We start from the raw sequence: 18016 nt of genomic DNA on the forward strand, positions 1-18016 counted from the left end.
GCCGTTCTCACGGGCCTTCTCCCTGTGGAGAACTCGCGATCGGTCCCGACGTGGGGCCTACGTCCGAGCACAGCAAAAAGGAGAAGGCCCCCGGGTGAACCCGGGGGCCTTCTCCTTCAGTGACTGAAGATCAGACGCTGGCCTTGCGGCGCATCGTGCGGACCAGCAGGAGCACGATGCCGAGCGCGAGAGCGCCGCCCGCGATCCAGATGGCGGTGAGAGCCGTGCCACCGGTGACGGCGAGTCCGTCGCCGTCGTCCGTGCCGGAACCGTCGCCGGCCACGACGGTGACCGCGGCGGTGCCGACGATGCCGGAGCTGAGGCCGGTGCCGGTGATCGTGTAGGTGCCCGAGGCGTTGGCCGGGAGGGTCACGTCGAGCGCAGCGGAGCCGGAGGCGTCCGCGGCCTTCGTGAGCGACTTCGTCTCAACCGCGGCCTTGAATACGGCGAGCGTGGCGGCCGAGGCGTTCTCGCCCGTGAGGGTGAAGGAGACATCCTCGCCCGGCGTGAAGGCTGCATCGATGGTGACGGTCACGGTGCCGCCGGGCGCCGGGGTACCGGTGACGGTGATGCTGTCTTCCGGAGCGTAGAGCGCCTGAGCGGCGGTCGGAACGGCGAAGAGGGCGACAAGCGCAATGCCTGCTCCCGCAATGATCTTTTTGAACACGTTGTCCCCCTGAAGGATCGGTCTGCGTTTTATGGGCGGCCACAGCCGTGCGTGGCTGGGTCACGGTGCTGTGAGAGTCCTGGAGTCGAATCCGTCAGAGGACGGTCCAGTCATTCCATTCTAGGGAAACTTGCAGTCAAACCTAGGTTTCTCTGTTTCGATCGCGTGAACCCCTGGCGTCATTTCCGTAACAGGAGAATCCGACGGATCCTCAGGAGCGAGCCAGCGCACGTGGATCGTGGCGGTCTCTCCGGGTGCGAGTTCCACCGTCGTGAGCACCACCGGCAGCCCGAAATCCTGCGCCGTCCGCGAGGAAACGGCCTCGCCTCCGCGCTCGATTCCGACGAACTGTGACCCGTCCGCACCGTAGAACGCGAGGATAATCTTCGTGTTACCAGGGGTTACGCCGAACTGGCCTCCGCCCGTGACGTAGCTGGGCAGACTCGTGGCGGCGTCGGTCGGCGCTGTACTCGTCACGGTCACCTCGACGTCGCGGTACGGCCGCCCGTCGTTCCGGCAGGACGTATCGACCGCCCCGAGCCGGTACTCCAGATAGGTGCCCATCTTGGCCCCGGTGGAATCGTTAATGTAGACCCCGTACCGATCTTGTCCCCCGAACTGGGTGAGATCTCCGTTGAGAGATGTGTCGTCGAGGATGGCCTGCTCGACGGGATCGCTGCTCCAGATGAGTACTCGTCGCTCGCTCGAGGCCTGGGCCAGGGCCTCGATGAACGCGACCGGATCGACGTCGCCGGATGAGATCGCCGAGAACACCGCGGCCGCGGTCGATGCGAAGAAGAGGTCCTGGACCTGCGTGTCCGGGTAGCGGGAGTAGACATCCTGAAGAAGCAGTTTCACGGCGTTGTCGCTCGTGAGCTGGTCGCCCGTGGCGAGGGTGATCGGGCCGGTGGCACGCAGCAGGTAGCTCAGCGTGGTGGGGTCGAGGGCGATCACGCCGTCGACCTTCGTACCGTAGGAACGCTCCCACCAGGCCTGAGCGAGTTCGCCCGAGAGAGGGAATTGCGGCGTGATCGTGATGTTCTGGGCGAACCGCCCCGTGATGTCCCCGTAGATGCCCTCGGTCTCCGTCGGGAGGTCGATGATCGGCTGGTCGGCCTTGGGGAAGTCCTGCGCCGTGGCCTGCTGGGTGAGCGACATCGTTCCGTTCTCCGTGTGCAGGAGAGCGAACGCGCCGGCGATTCCGCCGGCGGAGCGAGGCTCTGCGGAGTTCTGGAAGATCAGCAGATAGTCGCGCGGCCGATCGCTCCCGAGCACGAGCGGCAGCAGCTGCACCGCACGATTCGCGGCATCCGTGGCGGCATCGGCCGTGTCCACGAGCCCACCGAGCCGATCCACTGCATCCGTCACGGGGGAGAGCGTCCCTGACGTGTCGATCGCATCCACCCGATCATGCGCCGCAGCCGTGGCGGCCGCGGCCTGCGCAACCGTGGGTTGGGCGTCGATGAGGGGCTGGACGGGCAGTGCGCCGTCCTTCGGCGTGAACTGTTCGAGACTGAAGTCCTGCACGAGCGTGAGCAGCGGGTCGAGTGCATCCGTGGCGAGGGAGTCCACCGATCCGGCGATCTCTCGAACGGCGTGGAGGTCGTCGCCGATGAAGGGCAGCACCTCGAACGCGCGCCAGACGGGATCGCCGGTCAGGCTCGCAGCGGAGGCGGTGTGCTGGGCGAGCCGGTCCGCCGTGCTGCGGGCCCCCTCGGTGTCGCCATCACCGATCGCGGACACGACATCGTTGGCGAGCGGAACGGCGGCCTCGAGCTCATCCTTGGCGAGAAGGGCGCGGATGCCCACCCACGCCGTCGCCGCGATGAGGACCACGGCGACACCCGCGATGCTCCACCCGATGATGCGGCGGCGACGCGCACGCTTCCGACGGGACCGGCTGCTCGTACCCTTCCCGCGTCCGCTACTGCTCGACCCCGAACCGCTGCTGCTCGAGCTCCGCCTCCGCCGGTTCCCCTTGGCCTCCCAGGCGTCGAGGTCGAAGTCGGGCCCGCCGGGCGCGGTGGAATCCGCGGGGCGCGTGGCGTCGTTCTCGCCGGCGGTACCCTCCGGCTTGTTCGCGTCGGTCACGTCCAGGTCGCTCCTTGGTCGGTGGAGATGAGCAGGCGATCGCCCACCCAGATCCACATGCTGTCGTCCGTCCAGTCGATCGCCGTCGATCCGCTGAGGTCGGCGGGAGACTCCGAGCTTTCCACACAGCCGAGCGGAGAGGAATCACCCGTGAGACCGATGTTCGTGAGCAGCACGCCGGCGCAGTCGTTCGAGCCGACGCTGGCGGTGATGAGACCGTTGCTCGTCCCCGTGAGGGCGACCGTTCCGGCCGGCGCATCGACACTCGTCCAGGTAGCCGCGACATCGTCGGTGATGTGAGCCGAGCCGTCGGCGCACAAGACGCCGGCCCGGGAATCGTCGATGGGGGCCACCGAGACCGCACTCGCGCACGGTGCCGCCACGTCGCGGCCGGGGGCATGCATCGTCGCACTTCCGACCGGTGCGAGGTACCAGGTGCCGTCGAGCTGATCGGGAGCCTCAGCGAAGTCCGCTCCCGCCACGAAGGTGCGTGCTGCGTCGGGTGTGCAGTCCTCGGCCGAACCGAGGAACGTGGCGGTATCGGCATCCGTCACGACGATGCGCTGAAGTGCCAGGACCCCGGTCGTCGTCGTCAGGTCGGTGGACGTCCAGGTGGCTCCCGCGTCCGTTGTGAGCTCGGGATTCGCAGCCGTGGCCGGGCAGGCGCCTGTCATCGCTCGCCAGGCGACGGTCGCGTTCAGAGCGGTGAGCACACGCGTGGGGGCCGCCACCGTGACGCCTGGGGTGGCACTCGGCGTGGGAGTGTTCGCGGGCGTCGCCATCGGTGACGATGCGACGGGAACCGGTTCGGCCGGTGGTCCCGAGCCGTTGTCGCGCGGAGACATCGAGCGGAGCGCCAGAACCACCAGCAGGATGTCGACGGCGAGGAACAGCACGATCCCGGCGATCGCCAGCCATCGTTTCCGCGCCTCACGGGCCGCCGACATCCGCCGTGGTCTTCTCGGCATCATCAGCGGGCTCCCGGAGTCGACGGTGAGGTGATCGTCGCGGCGCGGCGCAGCACGCGGACGGCGATCTCAGCGGCGGGTACGAGCTGACCGGCCGACTCCCGATAGATCGCATCGCCGCGGCGGTGAGGGTCGACGATGTCGTCGTCTGCCGGGTCGACCGGGCGTTCGACGATGCCACGGCGTGCACCGACGGCGATCACCGCCTCGGCCAGACGCTCTCTGACGGCGTCGAGGGGGAGGGCTGCCGCGTAGGAGAGCTCGTCGTCGGTGGTGCCGTCGGCCAACCGTGCGAACTCGCGCAACGTGAACGTGGTGCGGGCTGCGCGCGGACGCATCTCCACGATGGAGCGACGATGTTCGCGGGACATCGCGAACACGAGGCCGGACGCGTCGATGAGGGCGGGCGAGAGGTCGCGCGCCAGGTGGTGCTCGGAGCCCAGACCGCCGAACTCCACGGACAATGCGGCCGCCTCCGGCGTCATCGGGCTCCCGACCATCGCGTACACGCCGGCACTCGCCACGCTGACGCGAGGGATGTCCGCCAGGCCGCTCCGCAGGATCTGTTCGGCGAGCGGGGAACGGCAGATGTTCCCCGTGCACACGGTGAGGATCTCGAAGGTCGCGGTCATGTCGTCTCTCGGGTCGGTCCCGTGGTGGGTGTGCTGTCGGACTGGTCTCCGAGGAGAGCCGCGCGAATCAGGACGCGCTGGCGGTCGACTGCTCCTTGGACTCGATCGGCTCGTCCGCGCCGTAGCCGTAGCCGTAGCCATAGCGCCCGTAGCCATAGGCGTCCGGGCCCGATGTCGGCAGCATCGTGAGGATGATGCCCGAGACGGGCGCGCCCACGTGCTCGAGAGTGGTAACCGCACCTTCCAGCTGGTGCTTGGTGGTGCGTCCCGCCGCCACCACGACGAGGGCGCCGCCCACGAGCTTGCCGAGGATCGCACTGTCCGTGACTGGCAGTAGCGGGGGAGCATCGTAGATCACGTGGTCGAACTCGGCCGCGAGCGTCTCCACGAGGTGCTCCATGCCGGGGGAACCCAGAAGTTCGCTCGGGTTCGGCGGGATCTTGCCGGCCGGGAGCACCGTCACGGTGGAGCGACCCCACGGCTGGAGCACGTCGTGGAGTTCGGCGCGGCCGATGAGCACGTCGGTGAGTCCCACGCTTCCCTCGATGCCCATGTAGTCGGCCACCTTCGGGCGACGCAGGTCGCCGTCGACCAGAACGACGCGGGAACCCGCGGCCGCCAGAGCGATGGAGAGGTTGGCCGCCGTGGTGCTCTTGCCCTCGGACTCGATCGAGGAGGTGACCACGAAGCTGTGGCCGGCGCTGCCGGCCCCGATGAACTGCAGGTTGGTGCGCAGACTGCGGAACGACTCCGCGCGCGGGCTGCGGGGGTCGTCCTGCACGATGAGCGGGCGGGAGACGGCCTTCGGGTCGAAGGCAATGCCACCGACGATCGCGGCCTCCGTGACGCTCTTCACGTCGCGCTCGGTGCGTATACGTGTGTCGAGAACTTCACGGAGAACGCCGAAGCCCACGCCGAGCGCGAGGCCGACGAGGAGACCAAGGATGAGATTGATAGTGGCGTTGGGGCTCACAGGGGTTGATGGAACGGTCGCCTGCTGAACGAGGCTGAGCTTGACCGGCGACACAGCGCCCTCCTCGAGTGGCCGCTCGAGATTATCCACGACGCTTGTGAGACTCTCCGAGGTTCCGTTTGCAATATCTGCCGCCAGAACCGGACTAGCGTTCGTGACCGTGATCTCGATCAGTGATGTGCTCTCCCGTGCGGACGAAGAAATGCTTCGCCCCAGGGCATCCGCGTCGGTATCGAGGTCCAGGTCTGCGATCACGGGAAGGAGTACAACCGGCGTGCTGACGAGATCGGCGTATGTATTGACGCGCTGCGTGGCAAACGCATTGCCTTGATTGAGGTCTGTCGCGCTTCCGCCGGCTTGCGTCGATACGAACACCTTGCTCGTCGCGCTATAGAGCGGAGTCTGCAGAAGTGAGTACCCTGCGGCTGCGGCGACGCCGAGCAGGACCATCGCCGTTATGAGAACCCAACTCTTACGCAGGATCCTGATGTAGTCGCGCAACTCCACGTTCGCGGCCTTCCTCGATAGGGCGACGCCCGATCGACGCCTTGCGAAACATGCTCCCATACATCCGTCCACAGTCCGCTTCGATCCGTGACGGATCTCCCACTACGGTGGCTCACATGCCCACCACTCATCGCTGGAGCCTGACGGTGCCCGTGGTGGGTGTGCTCATCGCCGTCGCGGTCCTTCCGGTGGCGTCCCTTCCTTCGGTTCCCGCTGCGCTCCGAGAGTCTCTTTCGTACGCCGTCGTCTGGCTGCCTCTCTCCGCGGCGGTCGCGCTGTCCGTCCGCGGCGCCACAAAGGGGCGTGTCGAACCGTGGTGGCGGGTTCTTCGCCTGCCGATCTCCGTTGCCGGGGTCGTGGCTGGTCTCTTCGTCGGGCTCACCGCTCGCTCGCTCGGTCTGCTCCTCGAGGTGCTCACGACCGGACGGATCGGTACGGGATCCGCGATCCTGAGCGGCGGGGCGGTCGGCGTCGTCGCAGGTATCGCCATCGTTATCGCGTCGATCGTGGTTGCCCCCGTGCTCGAGGAGCTGTTCTTCCGCGGCACGCTCCAGCCGGCGGTGGGGGAGCGTCTGGGGTTGGGGCTTTGGCGTGAACTGGTCACCGTGCTCGTCGTGGCGGCCACATTCGCAGCGGTCCACGCTGTGGCCGGCGCGGGTCTCCTTGCTGCCCTCGTCACGTTCATCGCGGGCGTCGGGTTCGGCCTCGTCGCCCGGTCGTACAGGGTCGGTGCAGCGATCGTCGCCCACATGGTGTTCAACGCTTCAGGCCTCGCGATCGCCCTCTCAGCCACGGGTTTGTCCCCTGTTTATCCGACACTCGCATTGGGGTAGAACGTCATCTCCTCGAAACCTTCGAATCAATACACTGAGAGGGTCCCGCATATGGGGGTCCGAAAAGGGCAAAATGCTCGGCCGCAAGAGGGGTCCGACGTGAGTACCGATGTTGATTCAGAAGTTGTGACACCGTCGTCGCCCACTCAGACCGGCGCTCCGCGCGAATCCGGCAGACGCCGTGACTGGCGTCGCAGCTACGCTCGGCGCCTGGCGGTCACTGATTTTCTCGTGCTCGTCTGGGTCGTCTTCGGGGTGCAGCTCGTCTGGCTCGGTGGCGACGGCGACACGACGCGGATTCCTGCTCCAGGCGAGGCGCCGCTGGTCGTGAGCTACACGATCGTCTCGGTCGTCCTCACGGCCCTCTGGGTGCTTGCCCTTCGTTTCGGAGGCTCGCGGAACTACCGTGTGGTGGGTGCCGGGTCCACGGAGTACAAGCTCGTGGCCGATTCGAGCGGCCGCCTGTTCGGCTTCGTGGCGATTGTCGCGTTCATCTTCCGGATCGACATCGCCCGCGGCTACATCCTGCTGGCGTTCCCCCTCGGCATCCTCATGCTGCTGTTCTTCCGGTGGGCGTGGCGCCAGTGGCTGGCCGTGGAGCGTTCGCAGGGACGGTTCGCGTCCAACGTTCTCCTCATCGGGTCCGAGCAGAGCGTGGTCCACATCGCCACCCAGCTGTCGCGCGACACGAGCGCCGGCTACCGCGTGGTGGGAGCGTGGGTCAAGGGCTACCCGGCGGGCGCGGAACTCGAGGGCATCCCGGTGCGTACATCGCAGGAATACGACTCCATCGTCGAGGCGCTCGACACGTTCGGTGCCGACACGGTGGTGGTCACGAGTAGCGACACCCTCTCACCGCAGGAGCTTCGCGAGCTGAGCTGGCAGCTGATCCCGGGTGTGCACCACCTGGTGCTCGCCCCGAGTCTCACGGATGTGGGTGGCCCGCGTATCCACACCCGTCCCGTGGCCGGCCTTCCTCTTATTCATGTGGAGACGCCGCGCAGTGAGGGCTGGAAGAAGTACGGCAAGCGCGGGTTCGACATTCTCGGGTCCGGCCTCATGCTGCTCGCGCTCAGCATCCCGCTCCTGCTCGTGGCACTCGCCGTGAAGCTCACCAGCCGGGGACGTGTGCTGTATCGACAGGAACGCGTAGGGCTCAACGGGAAGCCGTTCGAGATGCTCAAGTTCCGTTCGATGCGGGAGAACGCCGACGCGGAGCTGCAGCAATTGCTCGCTGCTCAGGGCACGAGCGACAAACCGCTCTTCAAAGTCAAGGACGATCCTCGACTCACGTCTATCGGGAAGGTACTGCGGAAGTACTCGATCGACGAGTTCCCCCAACTGCTCAACGTACTCAAGGGCGACATGAGCCTCGTCGGTCCTCGGCCTCAGCGTGAAGCCGAGGTAGCTCTGTACGACAACATCGCCTACCGGCGACTGCTCATCAAGCCCGGTATGAGCGGCCTCTGGCAAGTGAGCGGTCGATCCGAGCTGTCATGGGAGGACGCGATTAGGCTCGATCTCTTCTACGTGGAGAATTGGTCACTTATGGGTGACATCAACATACTTTGGCGGACAGTGAGGGCGGTCGTCGCGCCCGGCGGGAGTGCGCATTGAAACTCGGCAGACTGGCTCTCTACGGCAGCGCCACAATCGCGACGATTGCGGCCACATTCCTGGCAATCGAAGCACCCGTCGCCCTTGCCGTGCTCTTTGGAGTTTGTGTTGCACTTATCACTGTCCTGAAGCTCGGTATCAGAAATGGCTTCATCGTTCTCGGGATCTTGACGGTTGGCTTCTCTGCCTTCCTAGGGCGCTACGCGTCAGGGGTGGAGGAATTAAACTCAGTTGGTACTGCACTTCTCATTCTGGCTGGATGTGCCTCGTTCAAGCGGCCGGGCCTTGATCGCCGAGTCATTATTCCTGGCGCACTGTTCCTCGTTCTGGCGGTGGTGATGGCCGGTGTCAGTTTGGCCGCGACGATGAACGTCGAGTTTTCCCTTCGAGGTCTGGTTGGACTTGTAGCTGCTCCGCTCACGGTTGTCGCGGTGACGGCCTCTCTCTCACACACGCCCGACCACGAGGTCCCGAGGGCTAGAAAGTTCATTCTGGGCGCCATTGCCTCCGTTGTCCTCGTCAACATCGTTGTCGGCCTTCGCCAGGCGATCTTTGGATTATCGGCGGAGGAGATTCGGTCAGCAACCGAGGGCCTTTCCACCTACAGTGTTGGAGACCAGATCCGTCTCATGGGCACATTCCAGTCGAACCAGGACATGGGCCTCTTTCTCGCATGTATGGCACCCGCCCTATTGGTTGCAGGTTTGCGAGCATCCGGACGAGCGAAGGCGGGCTTCTTTGTCGTCGCAACTTTGCTCTATGTCGTCAACTTCCTTAGCCTCACGCGTACCTCTCTGATAGCGGGGGTGACGGTGGGTTTACTAGCTCTGGCAATATGGTCTCGAGGCGAATTCGTCCTCCGTGTCCTGCGCAACCTCCTGGTCGTTCTCGCCGGGACGGCGATCTTTGTGAGTGTCCTGATAGCCCTCGGTGTACCGAGGGTTCAGGCCGCCGTTGATCGAGCGCTGACGCTCACCAACCTCGACGCCGATGGTTCGTTCAACAGTCGCCGTGATGCAACCCTTCCAATTGCATGGAATGCATTCACGAGTCACCCGCTTGGAGCCGGGGCGGGCGCGGCTGGCCCGGTGAGCCAGCAATTCGCTGAAGTGGCCCCGCTGGGCTATCTCAACGCGGATAACGGCTACCTCATGATCGGGCTTCAGATGGGGTTCCTGGGTCTTGCAATTCTCATTTGGATGCTTCTCGCGGTTGTTGTGTCTCTCGGGCGGAGGGGGACCGCGCTTCGAACTGCCGGAGCTGCTGCCGCCCTGGCTCTTGCTGTCGCGATGTTGACGGCCGGGTACTGGAGCCTGCTCGCACCAATTTGTATCGTGGCTGCGGTTGTGGGGGTTGCGATGTCCGAGCCCCGCGAGCCTCGCAGTGAACGGGGGGGACTCGTCTCCGTTGATCGATCGCGTACCCACTCGAGGCAAGCTATCGATGCCTGAGGACAAGCCGGCCGCAGGCCGTCGTGCATTTAGGTCGGACGTCCAGGGCCTACGCGCCGTAGCGGTGGGCCTGGTCCTTATCTATCACGCAGGGGTTCCTTGGCTCGGGGGAGGATTTGTCGGGGTCGACGTATTCTTCGTTATTTCGGGCTATCTGATCACCGGACACCTTGCGGTGGGGCTAGCTCGGGAGGGACGGGTGGATCTAGCAGCGTTTTGGGCGAAGCGAGCACGCCGAATTCTCCCAGCGTCCGTGGCAACACTCCTGTTAAGCCTGGTGGCTGCGGCAATCTGGATGCCTCCGCTTGCCCTGCCGGCCGTGTTCCGTGATGCCGCTGCGACAGCGCTCTACGTCCCGAATTTGCTCTTTGCTGTCCAAGGTACGGACTATCTGGCGGAGACGTCGCCATCCGTGTTCCAGCAGTACTGGTCCCTTGGTGTAGAGGAACAGTTCTACCTAATCTGGCCCATCGCGCTGATGGTCGCGTTTGCGGTGGGACGTAGGAGCAGACGAAGCCTCATCATTTTCACCTTCGCGATAGTCCTCGTGTCCTTCGCGGTTTGCGTGCTACTGACGGGGTCGTCGCAGCCCTGGGCGTTCTTCTCGCTCCCGTCCCGAGCCTGGGAATTCGGCATCGGCGGACTAATCGCTCTCGTGGGAGACCCGCTCGCTCGTAGAGTCTCAGCCACTGCGCGTGCGGCCCTTGGCTGGACTGGACTCTTGGCCATTGTGTCCGGCGGAGCGTTCCTGAGCGCGGAGTTACCTTTCCCGGGCGTGGTGGCAATATTGCCGGTCGTGGGTACTGCGTTAGTGATTTTGTGCGGAAATGATTCCCGGCTGGGACCCGCACGACTGCTCTCGATTCACCCCCTCCAATGGATCGGGAAGATCTCGTACTCTCTCTATTTGGTTCACTGGCCCCTAATAGTGATTCCGGCGGCGGCTATTACGCCCGCTGATTTGCCAATCGCCGTATCCGTTGGTCTCGCCCTCTTAGCTGTTCCGCTCGCTTACGTTCTATACCGTCTGGTCGAAGAGCCCGGGAGGAGATCGCGTGTTTTCGTCGAGGCAGGTGGACGTAGAACCCTCCTGTTCGTAGCGGCCTCGTCTGCCGTGATTGCGCTGATAAGCGTTGTCGCGATCCCCGCGGCGTCCGCGCGCTCATTGACTTCGGGCGATGACGCGCAAGCTTACGAAGTATCGCAATCGCCTAGGGCGGCTGACACAGTACCTGCGAACTTGAAGCCGTCCCTCTGGGACGCGGCCGACGACATACCGGCGCTCTACGCGACGGGCTGTCATCGTGACTTCGAGTCTGTCGATTCCAAGCCATGTCGATTCGGCTCGAACGAAAGCGCTCCGATGGTCGCGCTATTCGGTGACTCCCACGCCGCTCACTGGTTCCCAGCTCTCAAGACTCTGGCGGACGCCGGAACGATTCGTCTAGAGACCTTCACGAAGAGTTCATGTCCCTCAGCATCTGTTGAGATATTGCGAGATGGCTCGTCGTACTCCGAATGCGTACGCTGGCGAGGCGCCGTAATCGAACGGCTCCAGTCGGAGCCACCTGCCCTAACCGTCCTGTCCAACATGCGTTCCGTCGATGCGATTCAGGGCCCTCCTCAGGACTGGGACCAAGGATTAGGTGAGACCATCACCATGCTTGTTCCCTCGCAGCAGGTGCTCGTCATCGCAGATACTCCGAGTATGTCGACCAGCCCAGCGCTGTGTCTTTCCGCGCATCTGAACGATGCGAGTACGTGCGCAACGCAACGAAGTGAAGCACTTTCGTCCGACTCCGGACTCACAAATGTGCGTTCTGCCGGAGGCGAGCTCCTCGATCTGAACGACTATCTGTGCGACGACCAACTCTGTCCAGCCATCATCGATGACCTCCTCGTCTATCGCGACGAGCACCACCTCACAGCTGAGTTCAGCCGAAGTATGGCCCCCGTCTTCGTCAAGGCGATCGGCCAACTCTTGAACCGTGCGGCGGCTCCTGTCGTAGCACCGGGGAAGTAGGGCCCGAATGTCTGAGCTACCGATTCGACCCGCTGTGGTCTATTTTGCGATCAGGGACGTCGAGTACCCGCGCAATTCCCGCCTTCGTAGTCATCTCATGGGTTGCGGGTTCGATGTGAGACCTGTGCCAGCGGCAGTTGGCCGCAATCGCCTGGTGAAGCTAGCTACAAATATCGCCCATCTCTGGAAGGAATCGCGACAGGCAAAGGTTGTCGTCTTGAGCGAGTTTTCTCTTCCGTATGCCATCGTGACGTGGGCAGTCGCTCGGTCGGTAGGAGCGATCCACGTTGTTGACGGTTTCATCGGCCTGCATGAGACCGAGATCGAGGATCGCCACAACGCGAGCGCGCGCAGCCTTAAAGCGAGGGTCTATCGACTGATAGATCTGATCGCTCGCAAATTCGCCGATGTCTTTCTGATCGATACCGAGGTTCGAGCGGCCGCGGTAAGGCCGTTCATTCGTCGGAATGCAACCGCCTTGTCTTTGCCTGTCGGCGCGCCACCCTGGGCGACTCCAGTGAAGTCCGATACAGAGGTGCCCCCTCTTCGAGTTTTGTACTACGGCAACCACGTCCCTCTCCACGGCCTCGAGTTCGTCGTGGCAGCGGTGGCGTCTCTTCCGTCCAATTTGCACGTGCAATTGACTCTCGTCGGCGACGTCGCGAAGAGTAGTCACCTGGTGAAGACCAATGCAGGCGGCGTCGAAGAGAGATTCATCATCAGGCCTCCAGTGGCTCCGGAAGAGCTAAGGGCGGTGATTGCAGAGCACCAGGTAGTTCTCGGTGTCTTCGGGGAGTCGATTAAAGCCGAGGGAGTGATCGCAAATAAAGTTTGGCAGGGTCTCTCCTGCGACCGCTTGGTAGTGACCAGGCACAGTCGCGCTCTAAGCGAGATTGAACCATTGGTCGGGGAGAAACTTCTCACCGTGTCGCCCGGATCGCCCGCCGACATCGCATCTGCGCTCACACAAGTGAGTATGAGTTACCGGCCGGATCATGATGCGGGTATCGCGAATCGACTCGAAGCCTATGTGACACAACGTTTCGATCTACTGATAGGCGAGTTGGAACGCAGGGGCGTGAGGGCGATGAGCACTTCCGCCGACGCCGGAAGAAAATGAAGGGCGTGCTGAGGCTAGCCGGCTTCATACTTCTTCCGATCATCGCCGCGGTCAGCCCCCTTCTGGCGCTGCCGGCGGTTACGTCGCAGTTCGGTGCAGCAGGGTGGGCAGCGATTGCGCTCGGGCAGTCTCTAGGCGGGGCGGCTGCAGTGATCGTGGAACTTGGATGGGCCCTGAACGGCCCCCAGCGTGTGGCGCGGGCTGGTCTGCGAAGTCGCAAAAAACTGCTCGCCATTGCGCTCTCGACGAAAACGGCCGCCCTAGCCCCGATGTCGGCCGCCGCAGCTGTGGGAGCGAGTCTCTTGACTAGCTCGTACTCATTCGAGGCTGCCCTAATGGCCGTCGGAGCTGCGGCGGTCGGGCTGACGTCAACGTGGTTCTTTGTAGGGACGTCGTCCCCCCTAAGGATTGCCCTCGCCGACACTTTCCCCAAGGTGACGACCATCTCTGTGGCCGCCGTCGTGATCTCCATGGGAGGCCCGCTATGGGCGTATGGCGCCGCGGTGCTGCTGTCGTCCTTGGCGTCCCCTGTCATATCAGTTCTCATGGTCGGGCTCAGCCGCACGGATCTGCGTGGAATCGGTCCTCGACGGCTCGTATGGTTTCTGCGCGCCCAACTCCTAGCGCTCTCAGGCCGAGCCGTGAGCGCGCTGTATATCGCACTCCCAATAACCTTGGTGGGGCTCGCGGCGCCCGGCTCGGTGGCGCTCTTCGCCGCCGTCGAACGCCTTCAACGGATGGGCCTGTCGGTACTGCAAGCCGTACCGAACTTCTTGCAGGCGTGGGTCGGGCGTGGAACAGACCAGTCTGAACGTTTGCGACGTGCTCACCAGAGTGTGCTAATCAACGTGGGCCTGGGATTGTCCGCGGGGCTCGGCTTCGCGATCCTCGCGCCACCGGTGTCGCGGATCCTCTTTTCTGGTGTTACGGATATTCCTATCGAGCTGTCAATGTTGGGCGGGCTACTCATTGCCACCGTTTGTGTTTCTCGGGCGACAGGAAACATCCTGCTAGTCGCGCTCCGGGACATTCGATCGATAGTTCGAAGCGCAATTGCTGGCGCTGTCATCGGTGTCCCCCTCATCCTCTCCCTTGCTGCGATATGGGGACCTGCGGGAGGCTTGATCGGAGAAATTGTTGCCGAGTGCACGGTGCTTCTCGTGCAGGTGTTTGCAGCATTTCGACTACTTCGTGGACGCTGAGGTGAACCCGGGCCAGACGTATCGTCTATGACCCGCGTGCACCCCCGGCTATGTCGAAAGGTCAATTCTCCGGGCTTAGAGACTTTCTAGCCGTGATCGGATAGCCCGGGCGGAGTCCCCAACCGTGAGTTTCGCAGCATTCTCCACGACGTGAGTTGACACTTTGCGTCGGAGTGCTTCATCCTCGCGCAGTTCTCGCAGGGCCTCGACCCAGCGATCTAAATGGCCCATCGAGGGTTCAAGAATCAGCTTCGCCTCAAGCCTGGGGTCGGTTATCAGGAGAGGGGCAGCCCCGAACCGTGCAGAGAGAATCAAGGGTATTCCGGCCATTGCCGCCTCCACGGCGCTCCGTCCGAAGGCCTCCCTCGTTGATGTCCCAACGTAGACCGCGGCGTCATCCCATAGATCGGACGCAGAGGCCCAGCCTCGTACGCGCACGTTAGACGGTGCCATCGACTCGATCTGACCCTGGAGCGGACCCGCTCCATACATTGCTGCGTCAGACCCATCTCTTGCCATCATCTCGACGAAAAGGGAGGGATTCTTGTCGATATCGAAGCGGGCTGCCCAGACCGCGGTTTGACGTCGACCGATTCCATCCCACTGACGCGGGCGCGGGGCCAACCCTGGTGGGACGATCTCCACCGCCCGGCCCAAGCCGATCTCATCGCGGAGAACATGGGTCGTGGCCCACACCTCCTTGGACCGACGCAGCGCGGACCGCTCGAGGACCTCCCAAACAATTCGCCGCACAGATGACGACTCTCCCTTAGCTGGCCAAGGGCGACCTCTCAAATACGCGACCCACGGCTTTGCGAGAGTTGCGAGCGCCATATCCGTTTGGGGGATCATGCTGACGATTACATCGGCCTCCGCGACGTCTCGGCTCCCCTTCAGCAGCTGACGTAACGAGACGATGCCCTTGGCGCCGTCAGCTTCTAGTTCCACTTCAGTGACCCACGGTGGATCTTCTGGGGGACGGTGCCCGGCGGCATTCCTAGACACCCCTTGGAACAGAGTCCAGTCGAGACCCTCTGCCTGCCCGGCCGCCACAAGCTCACGGGACGAGCGATACACGCCTGATCGAGCGAGAAGGGGAGCGGCCACCAAACAAACTTTCATGGGCCGACCTGTCCCGGGCGCCTGCCGACGACTTGCCTAAAGAATGCCGCGTGCCGCTGTGTCACGATCTCGTCTGTGGCGTCTGCGACGGTTGTCGGCGCATTCGTCGCGAGCGCGACCCGGAGCTCTTGATCGTCGGCGAGACGGGTAAGGGCGTCAGCTAGCGCGTCAACATCGCCCATATCTGTCAGAATGCCAGTCGTTTCGTTCTCGATCCATTCGGCTGGTCCACCCGCATCGACGGCGACTGTCGGCTTTCCAGCGGCCAGATACTGGAGGACGTTTTGTCCGAGTGGCTCTGGGCGAATAGATGACTGCACGCAGACGTCCAGAGATGCGATAAAAGTGGGCACATCTGTTACGTGGCCTAGCCACTCCACCTGGTCGGTCACCCCCAAGTCCTCGCATAAGGTGAGCAATTTCCGCTGATAATCAGCGTTAGCGAAGGGAGTACCGCCCGCGAGTTTTAGTCGGACGTGCGATCCTGCGAAGGCCGCCGAGAACGCACGAAGGAGTACTTCGTGGCCTTTCCACTCATCTACGCGGGCGACCATTCCGATCACATCGACGGGCCGAGCAGCCCGTCTCGCAGCTTCGATTGAGTGGGCGACGGTCGTGATACCAGCTGGGCTCGGAATTACCTCCGAGTGAGTCGAGGCGCGAAGGTGCGGCAGAGCAGAGTCAAGCGTCGCGCCCGAATTCGCAATCACGCCGTCGGCTCGTCTGAGCACAAGTCGAGTGAAGAGTTCGTAACCTAGGGCGCCAAGGCTCTCGCGGCTGACCATGTCCCGAAGGTGAATGACGAGTGGGGTTCTGCAGCTGAGCGCTGCGAGAGCAGCGTAGATTGCGGAGCGTGATGTGTTCGCATGAAGTACATCAGCCGTGCGGAACGAGCTGTTCGTGCGGATGAGCACAGCCTGGGTGACTCCCGACAATGCGAAGCGAAGGAGCGCTCCGATTGACCGCCCGCTGCTGGTTGCTCCAGGCGCTTGAGCTGGGCCGACCCGCGAGATGATAGGGCTCGCGAGTTCCGAGAATGCACCGTTGCTCCGCGGTTTTCGAGGGATGAGAAGGTGCGCGTTCCATCCCCGGGTCGACGATTCAAGGAGACGAGCGAGAGCCATCTCAGCCCCGCCTATCTCAGTTGTGTGACCGAGGTGAAGCACCCGCGGTTGGCTTCGTTCCTTCGGCAGGTCGTTCATCCTCACCGTGACTGAAGGCTTCAAAGGGCGATGCCGTCCTTCACCCAGATCTTCACATCTCGTTCGAATCGCTCGGGACCGAACTTTCTGCCGGCCGACGCTCGAGCGACTGTCATGTCGAGGCCTAAGGATTCGGATATTCCGACCTTGATTGCGCTGTCGTCCAGCGTCTCGATTACCGAGCCACCGGAAAGGGCCCGAACGCTTTCGGACGCGCCGCCTTCTGCGATGACCAGCACGGGGGTTCCTAGGCTCATCGCTTCGACGGGCATGATCCCGAAGTCCTCGACCGCGGCGAACACAAGAAGCGCTGCCTGCTGATAGAGGCTGAAGAGGAGTTCGTCCGATGGACGATGAACAAACGTCACCGGAACGGATGCGGTGCTTGCCTTCTGTTGGAGTTCCGCTAGTTGCGGTCCTGCCCCAGCAAGCACCACGGGCAGATCGGCAAGCTCGCCTGCCCGGATAGCTACATCCAGCCGCTTGTAGTCGACGAAGCGCGAGGCTCCAAGAATGAAATTAGGCGGGAGCGCCTCCGCCACCTGTCGGTCCTCTTCATTGAGGCGGTTTCGCCAGTCACTTTCCGATTGCAAGAGTCCGACGCGTACGGGAGGATGTATGACTCTGGCGTCCACTCCCCAAGAATTCGACACGCGATTGCGGATGTAATCGCTGTTGGCCGCGAAATCAGCTCCCTCAAGTGCGCGGCGACGGTCGATTTTCTTCAGGAGCGGTGCAGCTGCTCGAGTTACCGGGTTATCGCCCCGCGCATCAAGCTCCGGTGTCCAGATGTACCTACCCGGCGTATGTACGTAAACGAAGCGCGGCGGACCGCTTGCGGCATCCTTTGCTCCGACGTGATGGGCGAAGAGGTGGGAGCTTACAAGGACAAATTCAGCCTCAGAAATATCAGTTCGGTACCAGGTGCTGGGCATGAACGGTAGAGCGAATGCTTTGCTACGTCGGAGTGGAGTCTTCGACATCCATGACTCAGTCACCGTCCGGCCTGGGAACCGGTCAGGTGCGTTATTCCAGAGACAGTGGATCGCCGCGTCGGGAAAGGCAGTCGCCATCGAGTCGACCACATTCTCTGAGCCACCGTGCCTTTCGATCCACTCATGGACTATCAGGCCCGCCATCTACCTTCCTCTCCCGCAAGAAGAGGTCGGTTGGAAGCATGTGAGACCGGCGCTATGGGTGATCGCAGCATCAGACCGGCCCAACCTGCCGCAAGCGTGACGAATTCTCTGAGAAGGGTGTCAATGCCCCGAGCGACTGAACTCGGGTGACGGACGGCTGCTTTAACATGCGGTCTCCGTGCGCTCATCTGGCGAGGCCAACGATGGGAATACGACCACTATATAGGCGGACACTCCGGCTGCTTCCGGATGCGAGTGACGTAGATACCCCAGAACGGGGCGACGAGGACCCTCCTGTATGGAGCCTCACCCTCGTCGCGATCAGGACGAAGTAGATAAAAGAGCCCGGCCAATGGCCGGGCTCTGAGTCTGTCGCGCTTCGCGACGTGCGTGCCCCCGGAGGGATTCGAACCCCCGACCTTCGGTACCGGAAACCGGCGCTCTATCCCCTGAGCTACGGAGGCGCAGT

Annotated in this window: 14 protein-coding genes and 1 tRNA gene; 6 read left to right on the forward strand and 9 right to left on the reverse strand. The window is 63.2% G+C overall.

The genetic code is table 11. From position 1 onward, the window contains the following. Positions 1-130: 130 nt before the first annotated feature. The 5 genes from CLV49_RS12635 to CLV49_RS12650 form a co-directional block, all read right to left on the reverse strand. Positions 131-667 carry a hypothetical protein gene (locus tag CLV49_RS12635; RefSeq protein ID WP_106563852.1) on the reverse strand — a complete coding sequence of 179 codons (537 nt, stop codon included), beginning with the start codon at positions 665-667 and terminating at the stop codon, positions 131-133. A 120-nt stretch (positions 668-787) separates the two neighbouring features. Then, positions 788-2758: a DUF4012 domain-containing protein gene (locus CLV49_RS12640; protein WP_158261974.1), complete on the reverse strand. Its 1971-nt coding sequence runs from the start codon at positions 2756-2758 to the stop codon at positions 788-790. Then, positions 2755-3705 (reverse strand): hypothetical protein, encoded by a 951-nt coding sequence (locus CLV49_RS18360; protein ID WP_158261975.1) that lies wholly within the window; start codon positions 3703-3705, stop codon positions 2755-2757. The genes CLV49_RS12640 and CLV49_RS18360 overlap by 4 nt, the downstream gene beginning before the upstream one ends. Positions 3706-3728: 23 nt before the next feature. After that, a complete protein-coding gene (locus CLV49_RS12645; RefSeq protein ID WP_106563854.1) occupies positions 3729-4358 on the reverse strand; it encodes an arsenate reductase/protein-tyrosine-phosphatase family protein in 630 nt (209 codons plus the stop codon). A 67-nt stretch (positions 4359-4425) separates the two neighbouring features. Beyond that, positions 4426-5838, reverse strand: coding sequence for a tyrosine-protein kinase domain-containing protein (locus CLV49_RS12650; RefSeq protein ID WP_106563855.1), 1413 nt, complete (start codon positions 5836-5838; stop codon positions 4426-4428). Between the two features lie 116 nt (positions 5839-5954). Here CLV49_RS12650 and CLV49_RS12655 point away from each other — a divergent pair, with 116 nt between their 5' ends. The 6 genes from CLV49_RS12655 (at position 5955) to CLV49_RS12680 (ending at position 14084) form a co-directional block, all read left to right on the forward strand. Beyond that, entirely contained in the window at positions 5955-6671 is a 717-nt protein-coding gene (locus CLV49_RS12655) for a CPBP family glutamic-type intramembrane protease (RefSeq protein WP_158261976.1), read from the forward strand. Positions 6672-6902: 231 nt separating this feature from the next. Beyond that, positions 6903-8288, forward strand: coding sequence for a sugar transferase (locus tag CLV49_RS12660; RefSeq protein ID WP_243696585.1), 1386 nt, complete (start codon positions 6903-6905; stop codon positions 8286-8288). Continuing rightward, positions 8285-9739, forward strand: coding sequence for an O-antigen ligase family protein (locus tag CLV49_RS12665; protein ID WP_127054276.1), 1455 nt, complete (start codon positions 8285-8287; stop codon positions 9737-9739). Before CLV49_RS12660 ends, CLV49_RS12665 begins: the two co-directional genes overlap by 4 nt. After that, positions 9732-11762 (forward strand): acyltransferase family protein, encoded by a 2031-nt coding sequence (locus tag CLV49_RS12670; protein ID WP_106563859.1) that lies wholly within the window; start codon positions 9732-9734, stop codon positions 11760-11762. The genes CLV49_RS12665 and CLV49_RS12670 overlap by 8 nt, the downstream gene beginning before the upstream one ends. Positions 11763-11769: 7 nt before the next feature. Further along, positions 11770-12882 carry a glycosyltransferase gene (locus CLV49_RS12675; protein WP_106563860.1) on the forward strand — a complete coding sequence of 371 codons (1113 nt, stop codon included), beginning with the start codon at positions 11770-11772 and terminating at the stop codon, positions 12880-12882. Further along, positions 12879-14084 carry a polysaccharide biosynthesis protein gene (locus CLV49_RS12680; RefSeq protein WP_106563861.1) on the forward strand — a complete coding sequence of 402 codons (1206 nt, stop codon included), beginning with the start codon at positions 12879-12881 and terminating at the stop codon, positions 14082-14084. The genes CLV49_RS12675 and CLV49_RS12680 overlap by 4 nt, the downstream gene beginning before the upstream one ends. A gap of 75 nt (positions 14085-14159) precedes the next feature. Here the strand turns inward: CLV49_RS12680 and CLV49_RS18680 are convergent, their stop codons facing one another. From CLV49_RS18680 to CLV49_RS12700, 4 genes are all read right to left on the reverse strand, one after another. Continuing rightward, positions 14160-15206, reverse strand: coding sequence for a glycosyltransferase (locus tag CLV49_RS18680; protein ID WP_106563862.1), 1047 nt, complete (start codon positions 15204-15206; stop codon positions 14160-14162). Then, a complete protein-coding gene (locus CLV49_RS18645; RefSeq protein WP_342352643.1) occupies positions 15203-16408 on the reverse strand; it encodes a glycosyltransferase in 1206 nt (401 codons plus the stop codon). Before CLV49_RS18645 ends, CLV49_RS18680 begins: the two co-directional genes overlap by 4 nt. Positions 16409-16428: 20 nt before the next feature. After that, positions 16429-17547 (reverse strand): glycosyltransferase, encoded by a 1119-nt coding sequence (locus CLV49_RS12695; protein ID WP_106563864.1) that lies wholly within the window; start codon positions 17545-17547, stop codon positions 16429-16431. 391 nt (positions 17548-17938) lie between these two features. Beyond that, positions 17939-18011, reverse strand: a tRNA-Arg gene (locus tag CLV49_RS12700). Positions 18012-18016 lie beyond the last annotated feature (5 nt).

It is taken from the genome of Labedella gwakjiensis, from assembly GCF_003014675.1.
GTDB classification, from domain to species: Bacteria; Actinomycetota; Actinomycetes; order Actinomycetales; family Microbacteriaceae; genus Labedella; species Labedella gwakjiensis.

Excerpts from the sequence above, each read along its gene's own strand:
- CLV49_RS12680 (WP_106563861.1), top strand. The coding sequence starts at position 12,879 with ATGAAGGGCGTGCTGAGGCTAGCCGGCTTCATACTTCTTCCGATCATC.
- CLV49_RS12670 (WP_106563859.1), top strand. The coding sequence starts at position 9,732 with ATGCCTGAGGACAAGCCGGCCGCAGGCCGTCGTGCATTTAGGTCGGAC.
- CLV49_RS18360 (WP_158261975.1), bottom strand. The coding sequence starts at position 3,705 with ATGTCGGCGGCCCGTGAGGCGCGGAAACGATGGCTGGCGATCGCCGGG.
- CLV49_RS18645 (WP_342352643.1), bottom strand. The coding sequence starts at position 16,408 with ATGAACGACCTGCCGAAGGAACGAAGCCAACCGCGGGTGCTTCACCTC.
- CLV49_RS12645 (WP_106563854.1), bottom strand. The coding sequence starts at position 4,358 with ATGACCGCGACCTTCGAGATCCTCACCGTGTGCACGGGGAACATCTGC.
- CLV49_RS12695 (WP_106563864.1), bottom strand. The coding sequence starts at position 17,547 with ATGGCGGGCCTGATAGTCCATGAGTGGATCGAAAGGCACGGTGGCTCA.
- CLV49_RS12675 (WP_106563860.1), top strand. The coding sequence starts at position 11,770 with ATGTCTGAGCTACCGATTCGACCCGCTGTGGTCTATTTTGCGATCAGG.
- CLV49_RS12655 (WP_158261976.1), top strand. The coding sequence starts at position 5,955 with ATGCCCACCACTCATCGCTGGAGCCTGACGGTGCCCGTGGTGGGTGTG.
- CLV49_RS18680 (WP_106563862.1), bottom strand. The coding sequence starts at position 15,206 with ATGAAAGTTTGTTTGGTGGCCGCTCCCCTTCTCGCTCGATCAGGCGTG.